Source organism: Pseudomonas syringae, from assembly GCF_021606685.1.
Taxonomy (GTDB): Bacteria; Pseudomonadota; Gammaproteobacteria; order Pseudomonadales; family Pseudomonadaceae; genus Aquipseudomonas; species Aquipseudomonas syringae_R.
Genome location: NZ_WKCB01000083.1, coordinates 1 through 22,477, shown reverse-complemented (window position 1 = coordinate 22,477; position 22,477 = coordinate 1). Strand labels below are relative to the sequence as shown.

The 22,477-nt window shown below is 62.4% G+C and carries 17 protein-coding genes and 2 pseudogenes; 7 read left to right on the top strand and 12 right to left on the bottom strand.

The genetic code is table 11. The features are described 5' to 3' along the window. Positions 1-461: 461 nt before the first annotated feature. The 5 genes and pseudogenes from GIW02_RS23080 to GIW02_RS23060 all read right to left on the bottom strand — a co-directional run bounded on the left by GIW02_RS23080 (position 462) and on the right by GIW02_RS23060 (position 4,654). Positions 462-1,382, bottom strand: a complete 921-nt coding sequence (locus GIW02_RS23080) for a FecR domain-containing protein (protein WP_236415917.1) — start codon at positions 1,380-1,382, stop codon at positions 462-464. After that, on the bottom strand, positions 1,379-1,897 hold the full coding sequence (locus tag GIW02_RS23075) for a sigma-70 family RNA polymerase sigma factor (RefSeq protein WP_236415915.1): 519 nt from the start codon (positions 1,895-1,897) through the stop codon (positions 1,379-1,381). Before GIW02_RS23075 ends, GIW02_RS23080 begins: the two co-directional genes overlap by 4 nt. Before the next feature lie 92 nt (positions 1,898-1,989). Continuing rightward, positions 1,990-2,166, bottom strand: a pseudogene (locus GIW02_RS23070) (LpxA family transferase); the annotation flags it as partial. After that, positions 2,165-3,610 (bottom strand): mechanosensitive ion channel domain-containing protein, encoded by a 1,446-nt coding sequence (locus GIW02_RS23065; RefSeq protein WP_236422094.1) that lies wholly within the window; start codon positions 3,608-3,610, stop codon positions 2,165-2,167. The gene GIW02_RS23065 and the pseudogene GIW02_RS23070, both read right to left, overlap by 2 nt. Before the next feature lie 177 nt (positions 3,611-3,787). Next, a complete protein-coding gene (locus GIW02_RS23060) occupies positions 3,788-4,654 on the bottom strand; it encodes a pirin family protein (RefSeq protein ID WP_236415899.1) in 867 nt (288 codons plus the stop codon). A 180-nt stretch (positions 4,655-4,834) separates the two neighbouring features. Here GIW02_RS23060 and GIW02_RS23055 point away from each other — a divergent pair, with 180 nt between their 5' ends. Both GIW02_RS23055 and GIW02_RS23050 read left to right on the top strand, forming a co-directional pair. Beyond that, positions 4,835-5,578: a response regulator transcription factor gene (locus GIW02_RS23055; RefSeq protein WP_236415890.1), complete on the top strand. Its 744-nt coding sequence runs from the start codon at positions 4,835-4,837 to the stop codon at positions 5,576-5,578. Positions 5,579-5,598: 20 nt separating this feature from the next. Beyond that, positions 5,599-6,918, top strand: coding sequence for an ATP-binding protein (locus tag GIW02_RS23050; protein ID WP_236415922.1), 1,320 nt, complete (start codon positions 5,599-5,601; stop codon positions 6,916-6,918). Here GIW02_RS23050 and GIW02_RS23045 read toward each other — a convergent pair. Then, the gene (locus GIW02_RS23045; RefSeq protein ID WP_236415887.1) at positions 6,915-8,855 is read right to left on the bottom strand and encodes a TonB-dependent receptor domain-containing protein; all 1,941 of its coding nucleotides are present in this window, start codon (positions 8,853-8,855) and stop codon (positions 6,915-6,917) included. The two genes, GIW02_RS23050 and GIW02_RS23045, sit on opposite strands and share 4 nt — an antisense overlap. Before the next feature lie 78 nt (positions 8,856-8,933). Further along, positions 8,934-10,139, bottom strand: coding sequence for a multidrug effflux MFS transporter (locus GIW02_RS23040; RefSeq protein ID WP_236415885.1), 1,206 nt, complete (start codon positions 10,137-10,139; stop codon positions 8,934-8,936). A 101-nt stretch (positions 10,140-10,240) separates the two neighbouring features. Between GIW02_RS23040 and GIW02_RS23035 the strand changes: the two genes are divergently transcribed. The 4 genes and pseudogenes from GIW02_RS23035 (at position 10,241) to GIW02_RS23020 (ending at position 15,358) form a co-directional block, all read left to right on the top strand. Then, positions 10,241-11,347 (top strand): efflux RND transporter periplasmic adaptor subunit, encoded by a 1,107-nt coding sequence (locus GIW02_RS23035; protein WP_236415883.1) that lies wholly within the window; start codon positions 10,241-10,243, stop codon positions 11,345-11,347. A gap of 2 nt (positions 11,348-11,349) precedes the next feature. Beyond that, positions 11,350-14,432: pseudogene (locus tag GIW02_RS23030) on the top strand (efflux RND transporter permease subunit). Positions 14,433-14,542: 110 nt separating this feature from the next. Further along, on the top strand, positions 14,543-14,890 hold the full coding sequence (locus GIW02_RS23025) for a hypothetical protein (RefSeq protein WP_236415881.1): 348 nt from the start codon (positions 14,543-14,545) through the stop codon (positions 14,888-14,890). A gap of 276 nt (positions 14,891-15,166) precedes the next feature. Next, the gene (locus GIW02_RS23020) at positions 15,167-15,358 is read left to right on the top strand and encodes a hypothetical protein (protein ID WP_236415864.1); all 192 of its coding nucleotides are present in this window, start codon (positions 15,167-15,169) and stop codon (positions 15,356-15,358) included. 230 nt (positions 15,359-15,588) lie between these two features. On the opposite strand, the gene GIW02_RS23015 is transcribed toward GIW02_RS23020, so the two are convergent. From GIW02_RS23015 to GIW02_RS23005, 3 genes are all read right to left on the bottom strand, one after another. Continuing rightward, entirely contained in the window at positions 15,589-16,818 is a 1,230-nt protein-coding gene (locus GIW02_RS23015) for a M20/M25/M40 family metallo-hydrolase (RefSeq protein WP_236415862.1), read from the bottom strand. Between the two features lie 47 nt (positions 16,819-16,865). Beyond that, the gene (locus GIW02_RS23010) at positions 16,866-17,924 is read right to left on the bottom strand and encodes a diguanylate cyclase (RefSeq protein ID WP_236415852.1); all 1,059 of its coding nucleotides are present in this window, start codon (positions 17,922-17,924) and stop codon (positions 16,866-16,868) included. A gap of 81 nt (positions 17,925-18,005) precedes the next feature. Beyond that, positions 18,006-18,638 (bottom strand): LysE family translocator, encoded by a 633-nt coding sequence (locus GIW02_RS23005; RefSeq protein ID WP_236415850.1) that lies wholly within the window; start codon positions 18,636-18,638, stop codon positions 18,006-18,008. 123 nt (positions 18,639-18,761) lie between these two features. Between GIW02_RS23005 and GIW02_RS23000 the strand changes: the two genes are divergently transcribed. Next, positions 18,762-20,168, top strand: a complete 1,407-nt coding sequence (locus tag GIW02_RS23000; RefSeq protein ID WP_236422093.1) for an aminotransferase-like domain-containing protein — start codon at positions 18,762-18,764, stop codon at positions 20,166-20,168. On the opposite strand, the gene GIW02_RS22995 is transcribed toward GIW02_RS23000, so the two are convergent. Both GIW02_RS22995 and GIW02_RS22990 read right to left on the bottom strand, forming a co-directional pair. After that, a complete protein-coding gene (locus GIW02_RS22995; RefSeq protein WP_236419496.1) occupies positions 20,169-21,578 on the bottom strand; it encodes a M10 family metallopeptidase C-terminal domain-containing protein in 1,410 nt (469 codons plus the stop codon). It lies immediately after the preceding gene. 140 nt (positions 21,579-21,718) lie between these two features. After that, the coding region (locus GIW02_RS22990; protein WP_236422091.1) for a sigma 54-interacting transcriptional regulator at positions 21,719-22,477 on the bottom strand (759 nt) is incomplete at its 5' end.

Below are 22,477 nucleotides of genomic sequence, written 5' to 3'. Positions count from 1 at the left end.
AGCCGGGGCCTACCCCGTGGCGAGCGGGCTTGCCCGCGTTGGGTCGCGCAGCGGCCCCAAAACCTGGGAGCGCTGCGCACTCCAACGCGGGCAAGCCCGCTCGCCACATTGTCAGGCGGTGGTTTTGCGCAGGGTTAGCCGGTAGCGCGCTTGCACCTCCCAAATATCTATCAGGATGCAGCCCCCCGTGGCGAGCGGGCTTGCCCGCGTTGGGTCGCGCAGCGGCCCCAAAAACCTGGGAGCGCTGCGCACTCCAACGCGGGCAAGCCCGCTCGCCACATTGACAGGCGGCGGTTTGGCGCAGGGTTAGCCGGTAGCGCGCTTGCACCTCCCAAACTGTCGATCATCTATCAGGGTGCCGATACCGTGGCGAGCGGGCTTGCCCGCGTTGGGTCGCGCAGCGGCCCCAAAACCTGGGAGCGCTGCGCACTCCAACGCGGGCAAGCCCGCTCGCCACATTGTCAGGCGGTGGTTTTGCGCAGGGTTACCCAGTAGCGTGTGCGCGCTTGCACCTCAAGCCCCAGGGTGGAGGCCAGCAGGTTGAGGATGCGGTCGGTGTCGTCGAGGCGAAAACTGCCGGTCACCCGCAGGGCTTCCAGGCTCGGGTCCCAGCGCAACACGCCAGGACGATAACGCTCCAGCTCGCGCAAGAAATCCCCCAACCGTTGGTTCTGCGCAGTCAATACGCCGTCGCGCCAGCCCAGTTGCTGCACGTCAAACGGGGCCCAGGCGCCCAGCCCGCTGGCTTGCAAGGGCGCTTGCTGGCCGCCCTGCAACGTCGCCAACTGCCCGTTCAGGTCCCGCACCTGCACCGCGCCTTTGAGCACAGACACCAAACAACCCGAGGCCATTTGCCGGACGCAGACCTGGGCCTGGCTGACACGCAGCTGGCCGTAGCGGGTTTGCACGGTCATCGCTGCCGCGCCGGGTACGTTCAGTGCCAGTTCACCGTCGACCAGGGTGATGCGCCGCTGGGCCAGGTCCACATCCACAGCGCTAGCCGTATTGAGTTGCAGGCTGGCGCCGTCGGCCAGCGGCATGCGTTTGCGCTCCCCGGTGGCGGTGTGCAGGTCCGCACGCCAGCTGTCGATGGGCAACTGGCGGCTGATCAACCAGGCGGCCGGCACCAGCGCGGCCACGCCCAGGGCACGCTTGAGCACGGCGCGGCGGCCAGGTTGCGGGCGGTCGAGGCTGGCCATGGCCAAGGCCTGGGGCAACCCGCTGAACCGCTGGCGCAAGGATTGGGCTTTCTGCCAGGTCTGCTCGTGCTGGGGGTGACTGTCGCGCCAGTGCTGCAAGGCGGCGTGGTCGCGCTCGGTGGCTGCGCCGGATTCCAGCAACGCCAGCCACTGGGCAGCGGCGCGCGCGACGTCGCGGCTCACAGGTCCACCAGCAGGCAATGTTCGTAAGCCTGCGCCATGTAGCGCTTCACGGTGCGCTCGGACACCTCCAGACGCTCGGCAATCTCTCGATACCGCAGGCCTTCCAGCTGACTCCACAGAAACGCGCGGCGGACCACGGCTGGCAAGCCATCGAGCAATTCATCCAGCGCCTGCAGGGTTTCCAGCACCAGCCAGCGCTGTTCAGGCGACGGCACGCTGGCCTCCGGCAAGGTGGCCAAGGCGTTCAGGTAGGCGTGTTCGAGGCTGCGCCGCTGATGGAAATTGACCAGCAAACGCTTGCCGACGGTCACCAGGTACGCCCTGGGCTCCTGCATCTGCGCCAGCGGTTGGGCACTGGCCAGCACCCGCAGGAACGTATCCTGGCTCAGGTCCGCCGCATCCCAGGCATTGCCCAGGCGCCGCCGCAGCCAGCTTTCCAGCCAACTGCGGTGGTCACGGTACAAGCTCGACAAGGTCAGTTCCGGGGCGTGCGTAGGGACAACGGCATCATTCATGGCAAGCAACCTGCGCGGCGCGAGTGAGTCTCAAATGAGATTCATTCTATTTAATATCGCGCCGCTACACCATGCTCTTTTCAACGTTGCGTTTATAACGACGCCTCGGCGTCGAACAATTGCGCGCGCCCGACCACGCTGGCCGGTGCCAATATCGCGCCGGGTGCCAGCACCGCATTCGCACCGATCCGGGATTGGTCGCCGAGCAACGCGCCGAATTTGTCGCAACCGGTACGGTGCAACATCCCGTCAACCTGCACCCGGCATTCAAAGGCCGCGCTTGCGCAGCCACTGCAGGAAGCCCTTCTTGACCGGCACCACCGGCGCCTCCTCAGTCAGGGCCTGCGCGGCGTGCTGGCGGAAATCCAAAAGTGCCTTCATCGCCTCGCTGATGTCATGTCGCGCATCCAGGCACGGTTTCAGGTACGCCTTCTCGATGCGGTACAGCGTGCAAAAGGTCTTGGCGCAAAAGTCCGCCAGCGCGGCCTCATCCGAGAGAATCCCGGCCTCGCCAATCACCTCGCCGGGCCCCATGCGACCCGCCTCGAATTTATGGCCGCCCTTGGTCAGCATCACCGACACCACCCCGGACTCGACGATAAACAAATGATCGCTGACCTCCCCGGACGGCAGGATCACCTCGCCGACGCGGTAGGTGTGCAGGGTCATGTTCTGGCTGAAGGTGTCTTTTTCTTCCTGGCGCAGCGTCGAGAAAATCGACGAGCGCTCCAGCAACGCCCGCGCGGCGGACATGGCCGGCGGCGCGCCGCTCTCGGTGGCCGACAATACCCCGACGCCCGCCGCCTGCAGGTGCCGGAACGCCAGGTCATACAGCTGGTTGCGCACCTCACGCTTGAGGGCCATGGCCGGCACGAACCCGCTGATTTCATACTCGACGCCGCCACTGGCGGAGGTTTTGAACGCCACGCTGGGCGCGGGCTTGGCCAGCAGCGGCCGGCAACCCTGCATCGCGCGCTCCAGCGCTTCGATCACGATTTGCGGCCGGGCATGGGGGCTGACTTGCAGGCTGACCGCCAGGCCGAACATGTCCGCCGGGCGCGAGAAGTTGATGATCTTGGCCTTGGCCGCCAGTGAGTTGGGGATCACCGCCATGCTGCCCTGGGAGGTCTGCAGGCGCGTGGCGCGCCAGTCGATGTCGGTGACCCGACCTTCGGTGCCGTCGATGGAGATCCAGTCATCGAGCTGATAAGGCTTGGTGGTGTTGAGCACGATCCCGGAAAACACGTCGCTCAAGGTGCTTTGCAACGCCAGGCCGACGATGATCGCCACCGCGCCGGAGGTGGCGAGCACGCCCTTGACCGGCAGGTCGAGCACGTAGGCCATGGCTGCGATGATCGCGATCAGGAAAATCACCGCGCCCATCAGGTCCTGCAACAGCCGCCCGGTGTGGCCGACCCGCTGCATCATCACCGCGCCGAGCAACACCGTCAGCGTGCGCGCCGCAAACAGCCACCAGCCGATCTGCAAGGCCGTGGCGGCCAGGTGCAACGCGGTGTTGTCCGCGTAGGGCGCCAACTGCATCGGGTTCATGCCGTCGTTGAACAATACTGCGCTGAACACCGCGAAGATCGCCAACCGCGCCGCCAGCTTCCAGTTGGCGAGTTCGGCCGAGATAAGGCGCCACACGGCGATGTCGATAAAGATCAGCGCCAGGGCGCATAGCATCGGGTGATCAGCGATAAATGAGGGCATCCAGGCGACTCCAGGGCGAATGCCGAGAAGATCGCACGAATTGGAAGTATCGGGTATAGCGCAGAACGAAATGTGGGAGCGGGCTTGCTCGCGAATGCGGTGCATCAGTCACACAAACATTGACTGGCCAACCGTATTCGCGAGCAAGCCCGCTCCCACAGGGATTACACCCGGGCGTTAGCTTTGCATTTGCCCGAATTTGCCGGACTGGAAGTCGGCAAACGCCTGATGAATCTCCTGCTCGGTGTTCATCACAAACGGGCCATGGCCGACGATGGGCTCGTCGATCGGTTCACCGCTCAGCAGCAGCACCTTGGCCTGATCGTTGGACTCCAGCGTGAGTTGGCGGCCATCGCGCTCGAACAACGCCAATTGCCCGGGGCGCGCGACCTCCTCACCGTTGATCAGCACCGTGCCTTGCAGGATCACCAGGGCGGTGTTGCGCCCGGCGTGCAGGTCCAGGGTTACGGGCTTGCCGGCGTTGAGGCGCAGGTCCCACACGTCAATCGGCGTGAAGGTGCGGGCCGGCCCCCGGGTACCCGCGAACTCGCCGGCGATCAGGCGCAGGTGGCCGGCGTCGTTAGCCAGCGAAAGCAAGGGGATCTGCGCGTCGACGAGGGTCTGGTAACCCGCATCGGCCATTTTGTCCTTGGCCGGCAGGTTGACCCACAACTGCACCATCTCCAGTGCACCGCCTTTACGGGCAAAGGCCTGGGAATGGAACTCCTCGTGAAGAATGCCCTTGGCGGCGGTCATCCATTGCACATCGCCAGGGCCGATTTTGCCGCCAGCGCCGGTGGAATCGCGGTGCTCGACTTCACCGTCATAGACGATGGTCACGGTTTCGAAGCCGCGATGCGGGTGTTGGCCGACGCCGCGACGTTGCTCGGTCGGGGCGAAATCCGCCGGACCGGCGTGATCCAGCAACAGAAATGGGCTGATGTGTTTGCCCAGGTTGTCGTAGGAAAACAGCGTGCGCACCGGGAACCCATCGCCGACCCAATGGGCGCGAGGGCTGGTGTAGATGCCGATGAGTTTTTTCATGGTGTTCCTCCAAAGTGCATACACCTTAAAACTCAGCGCAATTTGGCGCTAGTCGGCAAAAACAACGCTGAGCGTTCCACTGGTAGAACGACGCGCCCAAGCGGCAGCACAAAAACAGCGTTAATGATAATGACTCGTAGTAATATCCGCCCTCTCCCGCTCAACCTTCCGAGGGCTGCAATGCCGTTTGCCCCTGCGCCTGTCGCACCGCGTGTGCTGGTGGTGGATGACCACCGCAAAATCCGCGAACCCTTGGCCACCTACCTGCGTCGCCACACCTTTGATGTGCGCACTGCCGAAGACGCGGCCGGCATGTGGCAACTGCTCAAGACGCAGGCGTTCGATGTGGTGGTGCTCGACGTGTTGCTGCCGGATGGCGATGGCTTCGAACTGTGCAACCAGTTACATCGGCGCAGCAACACGCCGGTGATCCTGCTGACCGCCCGCGACAGCGCCGCCGACCGTGTGCGTGGCCTGGACCTGGGCGCCGACGACTACGTGACCAAACCCTTCGAGCCGCGCGAACTGGTGGCACGTATCAACAGCGTATTGCGCCGCCAGGGCCGCAACACCGGGCCCGCCGCCCCCAGCGGTGGCCCGCAGGCCTACCGGTTTGCCGGCTGGCATTTCAGTGTGACCAGCGCCACCTTACGCCGCGACGCCGGCCTGGCGATCCAACTGAGCACCGTAGAAAGCCGGCTGCTGCAAGTGTTCCTCGCGCACCCCAACACCCTGCTGCCCCGCGAGCGCTTGATCGACCTGACCGCCGCCGCCGACAGCGACGTCAGCGACCGCGCCATCGACCGCCAGGTCAGCCGCCTGCGCCGCAAGCTGGCCCAGGGCGATGCAACCCTGGACCTGCTGCGCACCATCTGGGGCGGCGGTTACCTGTTGGCCGCCGAGGTCACTGAATGCACACCCTGAGCAGGTTATGGCCGCGCACCCTGGCAGGCCAGTTGAGCCTGTTGTTGCTGCTGGCACTGCTGGCGTCCAACGCCATTGCGATGTTGTTTCTGCAGCGTACCGGCAGCTTGATTCACCCGTTATCGCGCAGTTTCAGCCTCGAGCGCTTGAGCACCGCGCACCACACGGCGCTGGATCTGAGCGCGGTCGAAACCGCCCACCTGCTGGCCGCCATGAGCACCGACGGCGCGCGCTTCTGGATGGCCCCGACGCCGGACGTGAGCCCCTTTGAACAGCGCCCGGAAGAACAGCGCCTGGCCAACGAGCTGCGCGAGCGTTTGCAACTGGACAGTGCCGATGCCATCGGCATGCAACTGGAGCGCGTCAGCGGCGCCGACGCCCGTACCCACGTATTCAGCCCCGCTGGCTGGGCGCCATTGCGCCTGCGCAGCAGCGTCGCACTGCCAAACGGGATGTACCTGAACGCCGTGCAGTTTCCCGCCGGCGCCTATGAGTGGGGCCGTGTCCTGGCCTACAGCCTGCCCGTGACCACCCTGCCGGTGCTGCTGATCGTGATGTTTTTCATCACCCGAGTGGTGCGCCCGGTCAAGACCCTGGCCCAAGCCACCGAGCGTGTCAGCCGCGGTGAATGGATTGCACCGCTGCCTGAACGCGGCCCGCAGGAAGCCCGCGATCTCACTGCTGCTTTCAACACCATGCAAGCCAACCTTGCGCGGCATGTCGAAGGCCGCACGCGGATGCTCGCGGCGGTCAGCCATGACCTCAATACGCCGATCACCGAGTTGCGTCTGCAAGTTGAATTGCTGGCGCCTGGCGCAGCCCGCGATGACATGCTTGAAAGCCTTGCGGAATTGAGTGCGATGGTGCGCGAAACCCTGAATTTCGTGCGCGACGATGCCGTACAGGAAGCCACAGCCACGGTGTCCCTGAGCGGCCTGCTGGATGACTTGGCCAAGCGTTACCAGCGGCTGCAGCAACCCGTCGAATGGGCCGGCGCTTCAGCGCTGCTGCTGACCTGCCGACCGCTGGCGCTCAAGCGCGCGCTGACCAACCTGGTCGACAACGCCTTGCACCACGCAGGGGACGCGAGCGTAAGCCTGTACCGCGAGGACAGTGGTTGGTTGCGCATCGAGATTCTCGACCACGGCCAAGGCTTGCCCGAGGCTTGGTTGAGCAAAGTGTTCGAACCCTTCGTACAACGCGGCGTCAGCGACGGTGGCGTGGGACTGGGCCTGGCGATTGCACGTTCGTGCATCCAGGCCCATGGCGGCGCGCTGGTGCTGGAGAATCGCCCACCGGCCGGCCTGTGCGCGGTGGTGCGATTACCGGCGGCGCTTTAGAAGTTGAGCGTGGCGCCCATCCACAGCGTACGACCGTAGTTCACCGTGCCGTAGGTTTCATCGTCCAGGCGCTTGTCGGTGAGGTTGTTGAGGGAGGCGTTGAGGGTCAGTGAATCGGTCACATCAAACGAGCCACCGAGGTCGGCGGTGGTGTAGCCCGGCGCCGGTTTGTCGGTGGTCAAGGTGTTGCCGGTTTCTTCACCGTAGTAACTCAGCGAGGCCCAGGCCTGGGTGCGGTCGTTGATCGCCCATTCGGTGCGCACATTGGCTTTTTGCTCTGGCGTAAGGGCCAGGGGCGCGCCTTTGTTGGCGCCGCTTTTCTGCTCGGAGTCGGTGTAGGTGTAGTTGGCCTTGAGCAGCACGCTGGGCGTGATGTCCCACTGGCCGTTCAGCTCCACGCCCTGGATGATCGCCTTGTCGACGTTGACCCGGTCCATCACGATGTAACCGTTCCAGACCCGGTCGGTGGTGACGGTGGAGAGCTTGTCCTGGAAGTCGTTGTAGAACAGCGTCACGCCACCCGACAGGTTGTCGCGGTTGCTCCACAGCGCCGACACTTCATAGTTGGTGCTGGTCTCGGGCTTGAGGTCCGGGTTGCCGAACATCACGAAGCGGTTGCGACGCAGGTAAGCGTAGTCCTCGACCACCGCGCGCAGCTCGGGCGCTTTGAAGCCACGTGCGATGCCGCCCTTGAGGGTCCACTGATCGGTGGCGCGCCATACGCCGTAGACCCTCGGGCTCAAGTGCGCGCCGTATTCTTCGTGCTCATCCAGGCGCAGGCCGGTGGTCAGGGCGAAGCTGTCGGTGACCGACCACTCGTTTTCGGCGAATAGGGCTTTTTGCACCACCGAGAATTTATAGTCGACGCGATCCCCAAGGCCCTGGTTCCAGTCGGTCAGTTCGCTTTCATTCCATTGCAGGCCAACGGTGCTGACGTTATGCGCGGTGGGCACCACCAGCTTGGCGTCGAACACGGTGTTCTTGACCTCGGGCTTGCGCCCGTAGATGTCGGTTTGCGCCGGGGTGGCCTTGCCTTCGCGGCTGGAGGTTTCCTGGGACAGCGCGATGTCCGACGTGGCCCAGCCCCAGCGGCCCTGGTGCGACAGCGACCAGTGATCGCGGTTGTTCTGCTGCTCGCGGGTGGCCCAGTTGGCGCTCATGCCATCGCCATTTTTCAGCCGCGTGGCGCCGGCTTCGAGCAGGATGTCGTGGTCGACGGTCGGGGTGAAGGCCAGCCGCGCGGTGAGGTCACGGTGGTCAGCCTTGCTGAAGCCATTGGTCTGCTCGATGTCGTTGTCGGCCTGGCGATCCAGGTAACGGCCCCATACCTGCAAGCCGAGGAAGTCTTCCTTGAGCGGGCCGCTGAGGTAAAACTGGGTCTGGCGCGCATTGCCCTGGTCACTGTGCTGGCGCGCCGAATAGTCGTAGCCGATGGAGCCTCCCCAGGTTGGCGAGACTTTGCGCGTGATCACGTTGATCACCCCGCCGATGGCATCTGACCCGTACAACGACGACATCGGCCCGCGCACCACTTCGATCCGTTCGATGGCAGCCGCCGGCGGTACGAAGCTCTGCTCGTAGCCACTGTTGCCGTTGACGCGCGACTCGCGCGCGCTTTGGCGCTTGCCGTCGACCATGATCAACGTGTAGTCGGCCGGCATGCCGCGGATAGAGATGTCGGTTTCGTTCGCGCCGCCGTTAACCGTCACGCCTTCCACATCCCGCACTGCATCACCGAGGTCGCGGTAGGACTTGCGTCGCAGCGTCTCGCCATCAATCACCGTGACGGAGGCCGGCGCGTCTTCCACGCTTTGGGCAAAACCGGACGCCGTCACCACAACATCATTGAGTTCCAGTGCAACGGGCTCATCCGCGTGGGCGTGGAGACTGGCGGCAACCAGCAGCGCCAGGGGCGAGAAACGAAAAGCAGGCAGCATGGGCGAAGACCTTAGGATTAGACTCAAAAGAGAATCGTAATCATCCAGCCCCGGATAACTTGGACAAAGTGTGACAACTCAAGCCGTCGGCACCAGCGTTGCACGCCGTTCGCGCAACAGCTGAAAAGCCACCAGGGCCAGCAGCGCAAAACCGCCCTGGATCATGATCATCGGTGTTGCGCTGCCATCGCGCAGTTGGCTCAGCAGCAGGCCGCTGCAGGTGGCGCCGAACATCTGCGCAAACCCCATCAGCCCGGCCGCCAACCCTGCGCGATGAGCATTGGGCATCACGCCGCCGGTGACCGAACCGGGCAATACCAAGCCACGGCCGAGGGTGGCCAGGGCGATCGGAATATCCAGCCCCACTGCCGACAGGCCAAACAGCGCATAAATGACCACTGCCAATACCCCGCCCAAGGCCACCAACGCGACGCCCATTGCCACAATCCGCTGGGGGCCGAGGCGCAGGATGTTACGCCGCGTATAGGTGGAGCCGATGATCAGCATCGACACGATCACCCCAAAGTTGATGCCGTACTCCAGGCTACTGAACCCCAACAGGTCGATAAACACCGCCGATGAACCGGCGATCACCGCAAACATGGCGCCGTACGTGCACGCCAGCGCCACCGCGAACGCGCGGTATTGACGGCCCTTGAGCAAGTCCAGGTATTGCCCGCCGAGGGTGCGCCAGTGGCCAGCGCTGGGGTCGAGGTGGTGGTTGCTTTCGCGAAAGAACAGCAGCGCCAGCAGCAACACCCCACTGCCAATCGCCAGCGCCAACAGGATCGGCGCCTGCCAACCCAACAGTTTGATCAGCAGCCCGCCCACCATCGGCGCGACGACAATGGCATAGAGCATGCCGATCATGGTCAAGGCCAGCGCCGGCCCCGCTTGAGCCTTCCACACATCCCGCACCACCGTGCGCGCCAGTACCAATGCGGCGCAAGCGCCCAGGCCTTGCAGCACGCGGGCGGCGATAAATTGGTGGATATCGCTGACCAGCAGCATCGACAACGTCGCCAGCACATACAGCGCCAGGCCGCCGAGCAGTACCGGGCGGCGGCCGATGCGGTCGGACAGCGGCCCGAACACCAGCTGCCCCAGACCAAAAGCGGCGACAAACGCCGACAACGCCAGCAACGCCGAACCGGTCGGCGCCAGCAGCGCCTGCTCGATAGCGCCCAGGCCGGGGATGATTAATTGAGTCGAGACTTCACCGAGCGCCGTGAGGGCCACCAGTAAAAACAACAGACTGCGCGAAGGCGCCGGGGCGGTCGGCATGGTGAGTCTCCGGGGGGCTGGATTAATTTATATTTCGACCATAATATGAGCGAAAAATTATGTCCATAATTTTTTGTCCAGTGCTAACCCCGGAGCCCGCCATGCACCCTCTTCCCCTGCGTCTTCTCACGCCCCTGGCCCTGTTGATCATCCTCAGTGGCTGTAACAGCCAGGCCGACACCGCCGCGCAAGCCCCGCAACCGCGCCCGGTACTCGCCGCCAAGGTCGAAGCCGCCGGCACTCAGCAAAGTGCCTACACCGGTGTGGTGGCGGCTCGCACCGAAAGCGACCTGGGCTTTCGGGTCAGCGGCAAAGTCATCGAACGCAAGGTCGACCCCGGCCAACACGTCTCGCGTGGCGACACCCTGCTGGTGCTCGACATCGGCGACTTCGAACTGGCCCTGCGCTCGGCGAAAAACCGCGTCAACGCCGCCCAGGCCCAGTTGACCCAGCGCCGTGACGATGAAAACCGCTATCAACGTCTGGCCAGTACCGGCGCGGTGTCACGGCAGATCTTCGACCAATCGGCCACCAACCTGCGCGTCGCCCAGGCCGAGCTGGCCTCGGCACAATCCGATGCCAGCCAGGTCGAAAACCGCCGCACCTACTCGGTGCTCAAGGCCGACGGCGACGGCATCATCACCGACGTACGGGTGGACCGTGGCCAAGTGGTCGCTGAAGGCCAGATCGTCGCGCGCCTGGCCCATGACGGCGCCCGCGAGGCGATCGTCAACCTGCCGGAAAACCAGCGCGAGCTGGCCGCGCAAAAAGCCCTGGCCTTCCCGTTTGGCGCCCCCGATCAGGCCGTGACAGCGACCCTGCGTGAACTGTCCGCCAGCGCTGACCCTGCCACCCGCACCTACCGCGCCCGCTACGTGTTGCACGGCGCCGTCGACCGTTTCGCCCTCGGCTCGACCATCACCGTGCGCCTGCAAGGCAACGGCCAGGCCCAGCAAACCCGCGTGCCCATCGGTGCGTTGCAGGACGCCGGGCAAGGCACGGGCGTGTGGGTGATCGGCGCCGACGACAAGGTCAGCTTCGCCCCGGTCAAGGTCGCCAGCCTGGGCCAGGAAGATGCCCTGCTCGACAGCGGCGTAACGCCCGGCCAAACCATCGTCGCCCTCGGTGCGCACCTGCTGCACAGCGGCGACGCGGTACGCCTGCTGCCCGCCCAGGTGCTGGCCCTCAACCGCAAACAGGACAACTGAACATGCGCGGTATCAACCTCTCTGAACTGGCGGTCAAGCATCGCGCAGTCACGCTGTTTCTGATCATTGCGATCCTCGCCGCCGGGATCTTCTCGTTCGGCAAGCTGGGGCGCGCCGAAGCCCCCTCGTTTACCGTCAAGGTCATGACCATCACCGCCCCTGGCCAGGCGCCACCGCCGAGGAAATGCAGGAGCAAGTGGCCGACCGTCTGGAAAAGCGCCTGCAGGAGCTGGACTACTACGATCGCGTCGAAACCATCGCCCAACCGGGTTTTGTGTCGATGCGCATGACCTACAAAGAATCCACGCGCCCCAGCGAGATCCAGGACCTGTTCTACCAGACCCGCAAAAAACTCAGCGACGAAGCGGCGAAACTGCCCAACGGCGTGATCGGACCGTTTTTCAACGATGAATATTCCGATGTGTACTTTGCCCTGTACGCCCTCGAAGCCGAGCACCTGCCCCATCGGCAACAGGTGCAGATGGCCGAAGAACTGCGCCAGGGGCTGCTCAACCTGCCGGGTGTGAAGAAGGTCAATATCCTCGGCGAGCAGGCCCAGCGGATCTTTGTCGAGTTTTCCTACGAGCGCTTGGCGACTCTGGGTATCAAGCCCGAGCAGATCTTCGCCGCCCTCGCCGCGCAGAACGCCGTAGCGCCGTCGGGCTTTGTCGAAACGGCCGGCGCGCGGGCTTACATTCGTATCGACGGGGCCTTTGACAGCCTGGCGCTGATCGAAAACGTGCCGCTGGAAGTCAACGGACGTGTGCTGCGCATCGCCGACGTGGCTACCGTCAGCCGCGGCTATGAAGACCCGCCCAGCTACCGTATCCGCCACCAGGGCGACCCGGCATTGATGCTTGGCGTGATCATGGAAAAACACTGGAACGGCCTGGACCTGGACAAGAGCCTCAAGGCCCAGGAAGCCCGGATCCAGGCAGACCTGCCGCTGGGGGTGAACTTCGTCAAAGTCTCCGACCAGGCGAAAAACATCAGCCTGGCGGTGAATGAATTCATGCTGAAGTTCTTCGTCGCCTTGGCCGTAGTGATGATCATCAGCCTGTTGGCGCTGGGCTTTCGCGTCGGGCTGGTGGTGGCCGCTGCGGTGCCGCTGACCTTGTCGGTGGTGTTTGTGATCATGCTGCTGACCGGGCGTGAGTTCGACCGCATCACCCTCGGCGCACTGATCATTTCCCTCGGGCTGCTGGTGGACGACGCGATCATCGCCATCGAGATGATGGTGGTAAAACTCGAAGAAGGCTTTGACCGGATCCACGCTGCCACCTTCGCCTGGAGTTCCACAGCCGCGCCGATGCTGACCGGCACGCTGGTGACCATCATCGGCTTTCTGCCGGTAGGTTTTGCGCGCTCGGGTGCCGGGGAATATGCCGGCAATATCTTCTGGATCGTCGGCTTTGCGTTGATCGCCTCTTGGCTGGTGGCGGTGGTGTTCACACCGTACCTGGGGGTGAAACTGCTGCCAAATATCAAACCCGTGCCCGGCGGCCATGATGCGATCTATGCCGGGCGTTACTACCAAAAGTTGCGCAGCGTGGTGGAGGCCTGTGTACGTGGGCGCTGGCTGGTAACCGGGCTGGTAGTGGCGGCGTTTGTGCTGTGCGTAGTGGGCATGGGCGTGGTGAAGAAGCAGTTCTTCCCCAACTCTGACCGCTCCGAGCTGATCCTTGAGGTGTATATGCCGCCCGGCAGCGCCTTCAAAAGCACCGAGGCGGTGGCTGCGCAGCTGGAAAAAGCCCTGCTGCAAGAGCCGCAGACCAGCATGGTCGACACTTATGTGGGCGGCGGCGCGCCACGCTTCTTCCTGTCGCTGAACCCAGAGTTGCCGGACCCGGCATTTGCCAAGCTGATCGTACAGACTCCGGATTCCCACGCCCGCGACGCGCTGAAGCTACGTATGCGTGAGCGGATTGCTGCAGGTGAATTCCCCTCGGCGCGGGTCCGCGTGACGCAATTGCTGTTCGGTCCGCCAGTACCGTTTCCGGTCGTGTTCCGTGTTTCCGGGCCGAATGTGGATGTGCTGCGGGGTGTGTCCGAGCAAGTGCGCCAGGTCGTCGCCGCCAACACCCTGACCAAGGACGCCTTCCTCGATTGGGGCGAGCGCACCAGTGGCTATCGCCTGGTACTGGATCAGGACCGCCTGCGCCTGCTGGGTTTTACCCCCAACGAGGTCAAGTCCCAACTCAACGCCCTGCTCAGCGGCAACCCGATCACCGAAGTGCGCGAAGGCAACCGCACGGTGTCGGTGGTCGCACGGGCCCAGGGCAACCAGCGCGAGGACCTCGGTAACCTCAACAATATGACCCTGACCAACAGCGCCGGCACGTCGGTGCCGCTGGCCCAGGTCGGGCATTTCCAGGCAGTGATGGAAGAACCGATCCTCAAACGGCGCAACCGCGCCAGCACCGTGGAGGTGCGTGCCGACATCATTGACGGCGTGCAACCGCCCGACGTGGAAATGGCCGTGTACAAAGACCTGCAACCGCTGATCGCCACGCTGCCCGCCGGTTATCAGATCGACATCGGCGGCCCGGTGGAAGAAAGCGCCAAGGCCAACGTGGCCCTGGCGGCGCTGTTCCCGATCATGATCCTGCTGACCCTCACGGTGATCATGTTCCAGGTGCGCTCCTTCGGCGTGATGTTCATGGTCTTCGCCACCGCGCCGTTGGGCCTGATCGGCGCGGTGCCGACGCTGCTGCTGTTCAACCAGCCGTTCGGCTTTAACGCCATCCTGGGCTTGATTGGTATTGGCGGGATTCTGATGCGCAACACGCTGATTTTTACCGACCAGATCCGCCAGAACCAGGAGCACGGCATGGCGACCCGCGAGGCAATCATCGAAGCCACCGTGCGCCGTGCGCGCCCGGTGATTTTGACTGCGCTGGCGGCGGCGCTGGCGTTTATCCCGCTGACACTGTCGGTGTTCTGGTCGTCCCTGGCCTACGTGCTGATTGGCGGCGTGCTGGTGGGTACGGTGTTGACGCTGTTGTTCCTGCCAGCGCTGTGCAGTTTGGTGCTTGGGCGGGAGAAGACAAAAACTGTCGATCAATCCCACGTAACGGCCGGATAAGCACTACAGATATCACCTGAAAACCTCTGCAAAGTCCTTCGCCTGATCACACAGCGCGAGGGATTGCAGATGGTTTTTCTTGTTGGTGTTTGGGTGGGTGGGGTTCGGTCTTGAACCCGGCAATTGGCCGGTTGGCCCTGCCCCCCATGAATGCAAAGGCGCCCGATATCGAAGGCGTCTTCCGCGGCTTCCGCGAATGCCTGAACACCTTTGACGAGTGGGCTGAAAGCTTCTGGGGACTTCAAGGCCAACAGCGACAAGCTATTGCAATACGTTTCTTGAACAAAGCCTTGACGCGCGATTCTTGTGGATTAGATTCTTTCAATGGTAAGGACCACAATCAAAACCCTACACTCAAACTAGAGTTGCCTGGCGCAGGACGAGGCTACCGACTCAATAAGAAGATCATGATAACCCGCACCGTAATAAAACCTGAATTGATCCCAAGTAAAGTTTGATAAAAAAGATAATTCCAGGGCATTCACTGCATTCCCTGCCGAGAAGAAATAATGCTGAAAGATCCATTTCTCAATGAGCCGTTCGATCCCAGCCCGAAGTAGTTTATTGGCGCATTTGATGTCTACGACCGAGAGCAGGAGTTAGGCTTAGAGCTGGGAAAATATAACCCAAATGGAGAGGCAGACCGATACGACCTCATAAAAAACCACGCTCTGAACTTGAGCTATTTATCGTATAGACATAAATACACTCTAACTAAGACTTTGGAGTTAAACTTGAACGATGAAAGTTATAACTTTCAGAGCTTGTTCGAAATTAATGAAGACGAAGCAGCCTCATGGCCAAGATTAGAATGGTACGAGCTTGAGAGCCCTAGAGACTTCTTAAAAGATATTTTTCTACTCGCTCAAATCATTTGGAAAGACGATCTCCAAAAAGCCAGCCTCGAAGACCCTTCTACATGGTAAGACCACCACCCACCTCACTGACACCCCCCACTCCCTGTGGCGAGCGAGCTTGCTCGCGTTGGGCCGCGAAGCGGCCCCAGTCGCGACGCTGCGGTGTTTCAGGAAGATAGGCGGTGTCTGATTTAGGGCTGCTGCGCAGCCCAACGCGAGCAAGCTCGCTCGCCACAAGAAGCTCACTTGCCAGAAAAAAGCGGGGGCAGCCCTAAGCAAGGCTGAGCCCGCCAATCAAATCACCGCGTCGACAGCTCCATAATCATCCGGCTCAACAAGTAGATCCGCGGCGCCACACTCTCCACCTCAACATACTCCCCGACTGTATGAGCATTCCCGCCCACCATCCCAAACCCATCCAACGTCGGGGTGCCAACCCCGGCTGACAAACTGGAATCGGCCGCCCCGCCGCTGCCTTCAATCGTCAACTTTTTCCCCAGCTCCCCATAGATCTGCTGGGCAATCACCACCAATTTGTCCGACTCGGGCGTTTGCGGCATCGGCGGCAAACCACGTTGCAAGCTGGTCGTCACTTCAGTGTCCGGGATCAATTTATTGGCCGACACCCGGGCGAGGTCTTTTTCGATGCGGTCAAACTCTTCCGGTGAGGCCGCGCGCACGTCTGCCTTGGCCGTGGCCTGGTCAGGAATCACGTTTATGCGCTCGCCGGACTGGATCACGGTGAAATTGATGGTGGTTTGCTTTTGTTCGTCGCCCAACTTGCCCAGCTGCAAGATCTGGTGCGCCGCTTCCATGGCGGCGTTGCGCCCCAATTGCGGGGCGCCGCCGGCGTGAGAGGCTTTGCCTTTGACGTCGACGACGGCGGTGGCGCTGCCTTTGCGCCAGACCACCAGGCCGTCGGCTGGGCGGCCGGGCTCAAGGTTCAAGGTCACGTCGTGGGCCTTGGCGGTTTTGCGGATCAGCTCGAAGGCGACGGCGGAGTCGACTTCTTCGCTGGCGTCGAGTAGGAAGGTGATTTGCGCGTAGTCCTTGAAGCCCTGGTTTTTCAGGACTTTGAGTGCGTAGATGCCAGCGACGATACCGCCTTTGTCGTCCGATACACCGGGGCCATGGGCGCGGCCGTCCTTGATGTGGAACGGGCGCTCGGCGGCCGAGCCTTCCTTGAACACCGTGTCCATGTGCGCCATCAGCAGGATCTTGGCCTTGCCGGTGCCCTTGAGGGTGGCGATCACATGGCTGCTGTTGGCTGCAGCATCCGGAAACAGTTCAACCGTGAAACCCAGCTGTTTGAGTTCGTCGACGGCAATGTCGCTGACCTGGGTCAGGCCCTGCCTGTAGCCGGAACCCGAATCGATATTCACCAGACGTTCGAGCAGTTTCAAAGCGTCGGCCTTGTACAGCTCGGCGTCAGCCTGGATCTGCTTGTGGGGTTCGGCGCTGTAGGCCGGCATGACGAAGGACAAGGCCAGGGTGGCGGCCAAGAGGGTACGTGAAAAGTTAAAGAACATGAGCCGATCCTTATTTTTATTGAGAGGCGCGGCCACACCCTACCCCACTAGACCGATCGCAACCAACTCACCTGTACCGAACTAACACGGTTACGCCCGCTGCTCTTGGCTTCGTACAGCGCCTGGTCGGCGTCGTTGAGCCAACTGGTGGAATCGGCATGCTCAGGTTGATACGGCGCCAAGCCAATGCTCAAGCTGGCGCGCAGGGTCGGGTCCTGAGCATAGGCCAGCGCGTTGAAGCGATCGCGCAAGGCGTCCATCACTTCGGTCGCACGGTGCAGCGGCATGCCCGGCAGGATCACGCAGAATTCGTCGCCGCCATAACGCCCGGCCAGGTCGGTGGCCCGCAGGTTCTGGCGTAGCACTTTGCTGAGTTGGCGCAGCACAATATCGCCGGTGACGTGGCCGTACGTGTCGTTGATGAGCTTGAAATGATCGATGTCGATCAGCGCTATCGCCGCGCCCTGTTGTTCGCGGCGGCAGCGTTGGAATTCGATCTCCAAATGATCCTTCCAGGCGCCATGGTTGAGCAGGCCGGACAGGCTGTCGGTGCGGCTCAGGGCCAGCAGTTCGCGCTTGTGGCGGGCCAATGTCACGGCCTGGCGGTAACAGATCCAGCCCAACGCCAGCGGGTACAGCATCAGCATCGGCAGGCAGGCATACAGCTGGGCCTGCGTGGTCACGGCGATGAATGCAGGGCTGAAAACCATTAGCGCCGCGCCGATGCCCAGCGCCTGCGCCACCCAGCCCGCCAGCATGAATCGGGGGCCGCCGATGGCCACATTATTCATGGTCATCATCGACAGCGTGGTCACGGCGGGCAGTGGGTTGAAATGCATGGCGCCGACCCAGAACCCACCGCAAAACGAATCGAACATCAGGTTGCGCCGCTCACTGCGCAGTGTGTGGGCGCTGCGCAACGATAGGCGAAATGCCAGATGCGGCCAGACGAAGGCGTTGATCAGCATCCAGGCCCACACACACCAGGCCGGGTCCAACGGGTACATGCCAAACACCACGCACACAAAGCCGAGCGTCAGCCCCAGGGTGCGGGATCTGTACAGCCGTGAAGCGAGCGCAAGGCCGTTTCCTTCTGCAGCTGACATGGTGGGGTAAATCCTGAAGGAATGCCTGGAGTCTATCAGGGCGCGGGCAGATCGCCACTACCGTGCATAAACTCGCACAACTCAGTGAGAAAAGCCGCGCGCCAGCATCAGCGCTACGCCCAACAGCAATACGGCGGTGGCTCGCTGTAGCAGCACGCGGCGTCTGGGGTTTTCCAGCAGGTGTTTGATGCGCTGCCCGAAGTAACAATACAAGCAGCCACTGGCGAATTGCAGGAGCAGAAACGTCAGCCCAAGGATGGCGATATCCACCATCGAACTGTGCTCGCCTGCCCCGGCGAACTGTGGGAAAACAGCGCTGAACATGATGATGGTTTTGGGGTTGGAGAACCCGGTCAACAAGCCCTTGCCGAACAGGCTACGCGCGCCCTCCACGGCGGCCGCCTGGTCCAGCGACACGCCGCTGCTGGTCCACTGCTTGTAGGCCAGGTAGAGGATGTAGGCCACGCCGACGAACTGGATGGCCTGGGTGATCGCCAGGTTGCCCTTGATCAGTTCCGAGAAGCCTACGGCAAACACCAGGATCGAAATCAGGTACGACAGACTGGCGCCGAGTTGCGCCGGAATCGAACTGCGCAGGCCGGCCTTGAGCCCCAGACTCAGCAGCAACAGGGTCATGGGGCCGGGGCTGAAGGTCATGGTCGCGCAAAACAGCAGGAAGTAGACAAACGAAGAGAGCGTCAATGCACTGGTCATGGCCTGGGACCTTGATGAGAAGGCTCGCAGTCTAGGCAAGCGGCGTTGCACAGGGCAGGTAAAGTAAGGCCTAATCCGCCCAGACTTTACCGGTAAAATCTCCGGCAAACACAAGGAAGGTTTATGTTTGTATCCGCCATCGCCTTTGTGCCCGGCAAGCCCAAGGTGCAGCAGATCGTCGACGCGTTCAGCCAAGCCATCGAGCACGGGGAATGGGCGCCGGGGAGCAAGTTGCCTTCGGTACGTGAACTGACCGAGGTGGTGGGCGTCAGCAAATTCACCCTCAATGAGGCGTTGGACCGCCTGCGCGGGCGCAACCTGCTCACCTCCAGCCAGGGCCGTGGCTACTTCGTCGCAGCCGACATCGCACGCCCTGCCTCGACCGCTTGGGTCGACCTGTTGCCGCAGGACTTGCTCAGCGTACTGCGCCGGCCCCTGGCCACGGTGCACGGTGACCTGCGCCCCGGCGGCGGGCACCTGCCCGAGCAGTGGCTGGACAACGACGCGATCCGCCAGGCCATGCGCAGCGTGGTGCGTGCGCCGGCACTGCGCATCGCCGGGCTGGGCACGCCGGCCGGGCTGCTGCCGTTGCGCCAGGCGCTGCAACACAAACTGCACGGCGACGGCCTGTCAGTATCGGTGGAGCAGATCATCACCACCCCCAACACCGTGCAAGGCCTGGACATGCTCCTGCGCCTGCTCGCCCGGCCCGGCGACACCGTGCTGTTGGACGCGCCGTGCTATTTCAACTTCCACGCCAACCTGGCGTTGCACGGCGTCAAGGTGGTGACCCTCGAACGGCACCCCCACGGTTTCGACTTTACTGCGCTCGAACAGCTGCTGGCCGAACACCGGCCCAGCCTGTACCTGACCACCAGCGTCCTGCACAACCCCACCGGACATTCGTTCAGCCCCAGCCAGGCGTTTCGCCTGCTGCAACTGACCCAGCACTACCACTGCCATATCATCGAGGATGACCTTTACGGCGATCTGCACCCCAACCCACCGCCGCGCCTGGCCGCCCTCGCCGGCCTGGATCAGGTCACCTACCTGTCAGGCTTCTCCAAGATCCTCAGCGCCAACGCCCGTGTCAGCTATGTGGTGGCCGCGCCGCAATTGGCGGCCAACCTGACCAATATGAAATTGATGAGCGGCGGCGTGACCTCGGAGCTGTTCGAGCAAATCGTCTACCGCATGCTCAGCGAAGGCAGCTACGCCAAGCACCGCAAGCGCATGGTCCAGCGCTTGCTGGAAGCCGGCGGGCGCGTTGAACAATGGCTCAAGCGCTGCGGCTGCGAACTGCCGATGGGCTATGAAGGCGGAATGTTTATCTGGGCGCGCCTGCCCCCGGGGGTCAACGGCGAGCTGTTGGCCCAGAAGGCATTGAAGCAGGGCATGGTGCTGGCACCGGGCACGCTGTTCGGCTACGACCCGGTGCATCGGGATTCGATGCGCTTTAACGTGGCCCTCAGTGATGAGCCCCGGGTGCAGCACGCGTTCCAGGCGTTGTTACGCCAGGGCGGCCGGTAATCAGCTCACGATATCGCCCGGTTTTAGCGCTCCCTCCACCAACACAATTAAGTTCGGCTCACCCGGCTTGCCGCAGATCTGCAAAGTACTCATCTGCAGCACCGGGTTATAGTCGATGATCGCCTCACCGCTGGCCCCGGACAATGCGCTGACGAACGTCAGCGGCGCGCCCAGCCTGGCGGTAATCCCTGAAACATCCACCGTGTCTTCACCGCTGACAAAGTCCATGATCCGGTCCATGCTGCCCTGGGTCGATTCACCGAGGCTGCCGTACACAAATACATCCTTGCCCTTGCCGCCCCGCAGTTCATCCGCGCCACCTGCGCCGTACAACCGGTCACTGCCCTCTCCACCCGTAAGCTGGTTGGCCACCGCGTTGCCCACCAGCAAATCATCGCCGCTACCGCCGATGGCATTCTCGATCAGTGCGCCGTAGGCAATCGAGACATTGCCCTTGAGGCCGCCGACGTCGGAGAAGGTGCCCTCTTTCAAGCTGATCTGTTGATCCTGCCCATAGCCGGAGAAGTCCAGTGTGTCATTGCCACCGCCGTCCCAAATCGCCGCGACCCTCTGCTGATCCGCGCTGCTGATACTCAAAAAATCCCGTTGTGTGTTGGAGTTGAAACCATAGGTGGTGTCGTCTTTGCGGGTTGCGTGATTGGCGCCGTAGCGCGCCTGGTAAGCGCTGATGTCGTCGAGCTGTGGCGCCGAGGAACGCAAGCCGCCGTGATGCATGTAGCCGGTGCGCTCACCTCGATAGCTCATATGGGTATGGCTTTGGGAGTCCTCGTGATAGCCGACGCTGGCTGGATCGAGCGTGCCATTGTAGTCGCCGGGGTGGGCTAGCCCCAGGGCATGGCCCAACTCATGGATGATGGTATGCCTTCCGGCATCGCCAAGGGTTGCATGGGCGATACTGCTATCGCCTTCTTTGACCACGAACCATACATCCCCACCGTGCGATTGCCCTGGTTTGGGCAGCACGGCATGGGAGTTACCGCTGTAGGCGTAGCCTTTGGTATCGATTTTATGCGCGTAATTGCCGAGGGTAATGTGCCCCTCACTGCCGGTTGCGCGTGGAGCCTCGGTAAATGTGAGGCGTGCGACATCCTCGATGGATTGCACACTGAGCCGGATCTGCTGCCGCTGGTTGTCCAATACGTGGGTAAACCCGGTTTTACCCAATTGCTTGCTGGCCCTGTCTTGAGGCGGGGTACGAAATTCGTAGGTCACGTCATAGCGACCATTGCCATTTATGTCCGGCCAACCGGGACTTTTTCGCAAGAGCTGCAGGGCAGCGGCCTCGGAGGTTTTGGACGGCAGGCCGTTGTGCCGGATGCCATGACCACGGTCATCACGATGCTGAAACTGTTCAATAGACTGAAACGTATTGCTTGCGCGCGAAATCAAGGCAGCACCCCTTCCCTAGTGTGGAGCTCGATCTTCTCTCGGCTCCCACCAAAAAGATGTAGGTAACCCGAACTGAACTGGATCAGAACCTACGGAGCCTGCCGGTAGATTTTCGTTGAGCAAAGTAGGAAACAGCTACTTCAGGGTTTCACCCGCCCCTTGAGCATCCCGTGATTGACCAGCAACGTACGCATGGCATTGCGGGTGATCCCCAGCAAGTCCGCCGTGCGCAGTTGGTTGAACCCACAAAACGCAAACGCCTCGCGCACGATCAGGTCTTCAATATCGTGCAGCAGGGTATCCCCCGGCACGTCGAACAAGCGCAGCAGCTGCTCGCGCATCACCTCCTGGGGGATGCGCGGCGCGCTGTTGTTGGCATTGCCATGCAAGGCGCTGAGCCCGGCGGAGAATTTCAAGTGGCTGGGCATGATCGGTTTGTCACCCGCCACCAGCAGCGCCAGGTGCACCACGTTTTCCAGCTCGCGGATATTGCCCGGCCACGGGTAGTCCAGCAGCGCCTGGGTGGCGGATTCGGAAAGCATTGGCTCGGCGATTTTCAGCTTGGCGCTGTACAGCCGGCGGAAGTGTTCCACCAGCGGCAGAATATCCAATGGCCGTTGACGCAGCGGCAGTACCTGCACCTGCGCGACATTGATACGGTAGAACAGATCGAGACGGAAATTACCCGCCTCCACCGCCTGCTCCAGGTCGATGTTGGTGGCCGTGACCAGGCGAATATTGATCTTGATCGGCTTGCGCGAGCCTACGCGCACCACTTCCTGTTCCTGCAACACGCGCAGCAACTTGACCTGTAAAGGCAGGGGCAGATCGCCGATTTCATCGAGAAACAGCGTGCCGCCGTCCGCCTCTTCAAACCAGCCAATACGCCGCCCCACGGC

Bases quoted from the DNA above. Each gene is read 5' to 3' on its own strand.
- GIW02_RS23060 (WP_236415899.1), bottom strand. From the start codon at position 4,654: ATGAAAAAACTCATCGGCATCTACACCAGCCCTCGCGCCCATTGGGTC.
- GIW02_RS23005 (WP_236415850.1), bottom strand. From the start codon at position 18,638: ATGACCAGTGCATTGACGCTCTCTTCGTTTGTCTACTTCCTGCTGTTT.
- GIW02_RS23055 (WP_236415890.1), top strand. From the start codon at position 4,835: ATGCCGTTTGCCCCTGCGCCTGTCGCACCGCGTGTGCTGGTGGTGGAT.
- GIW02_RS23065 (WP_236422094.1), bottom strand. From the start codon at position 3,610: ATGCCCTCATTTATCGCTGATCACCCGATGCTATGCGCCCTGGCGCTG.
- GIW02_RS23040 (WP_236415885.1), bottom strand. From the start codon at position 10,139: ATGCCGACCGCCCCGGCGCCTTCGCGCAGTCTGTTGTTTTTACTGGTG.
- GIW02_RS23075 (WP_236415915.1), bottom strand. From the start codon at position 1,897: ATGAATGATGCCGTTGTCCCTACGCACGCCCCGGAACTGACCTTGTCG.
- GIW02_RS23015 (WP_236415862.1), bottom strand. From the start codon at position 16,818: ATGTTCTTTAACTTTTCACGTACCCTCTTGGCCGCCACCCTGGCCTTG.
- GIW02_RS23035 (WP_236415883.1), top strand. From the start codon at position 10,241: ATGCACCCTCTTCCCCTGCGTCTTCTCACGCCCCTGGCCCTGTTGATC.
- GIW02_RS23010 (WP_236415852.1), bottom strand. From the start codon at position 17,924: ATGTCAGCTGCAGAAGGAAACGGCCTTGCGCTCGCTTCACGGCTGTAC.
- GIW02_RS23045 (WP_236415887.1), bottom strand. From the start codon at position 8,855: ATGCTGCCTGCTTTTCGTTTCTCGCCCCTGGCGCTGCTGGTTGCCGCC.
- GIW02_RS23000 (WP_236422093.1), top strand. From the start codon at position 18,762: ATGTTTGTATCCGCCATCGCCTTTGTGCCCGGCAAGCCCAAGGTGCAG.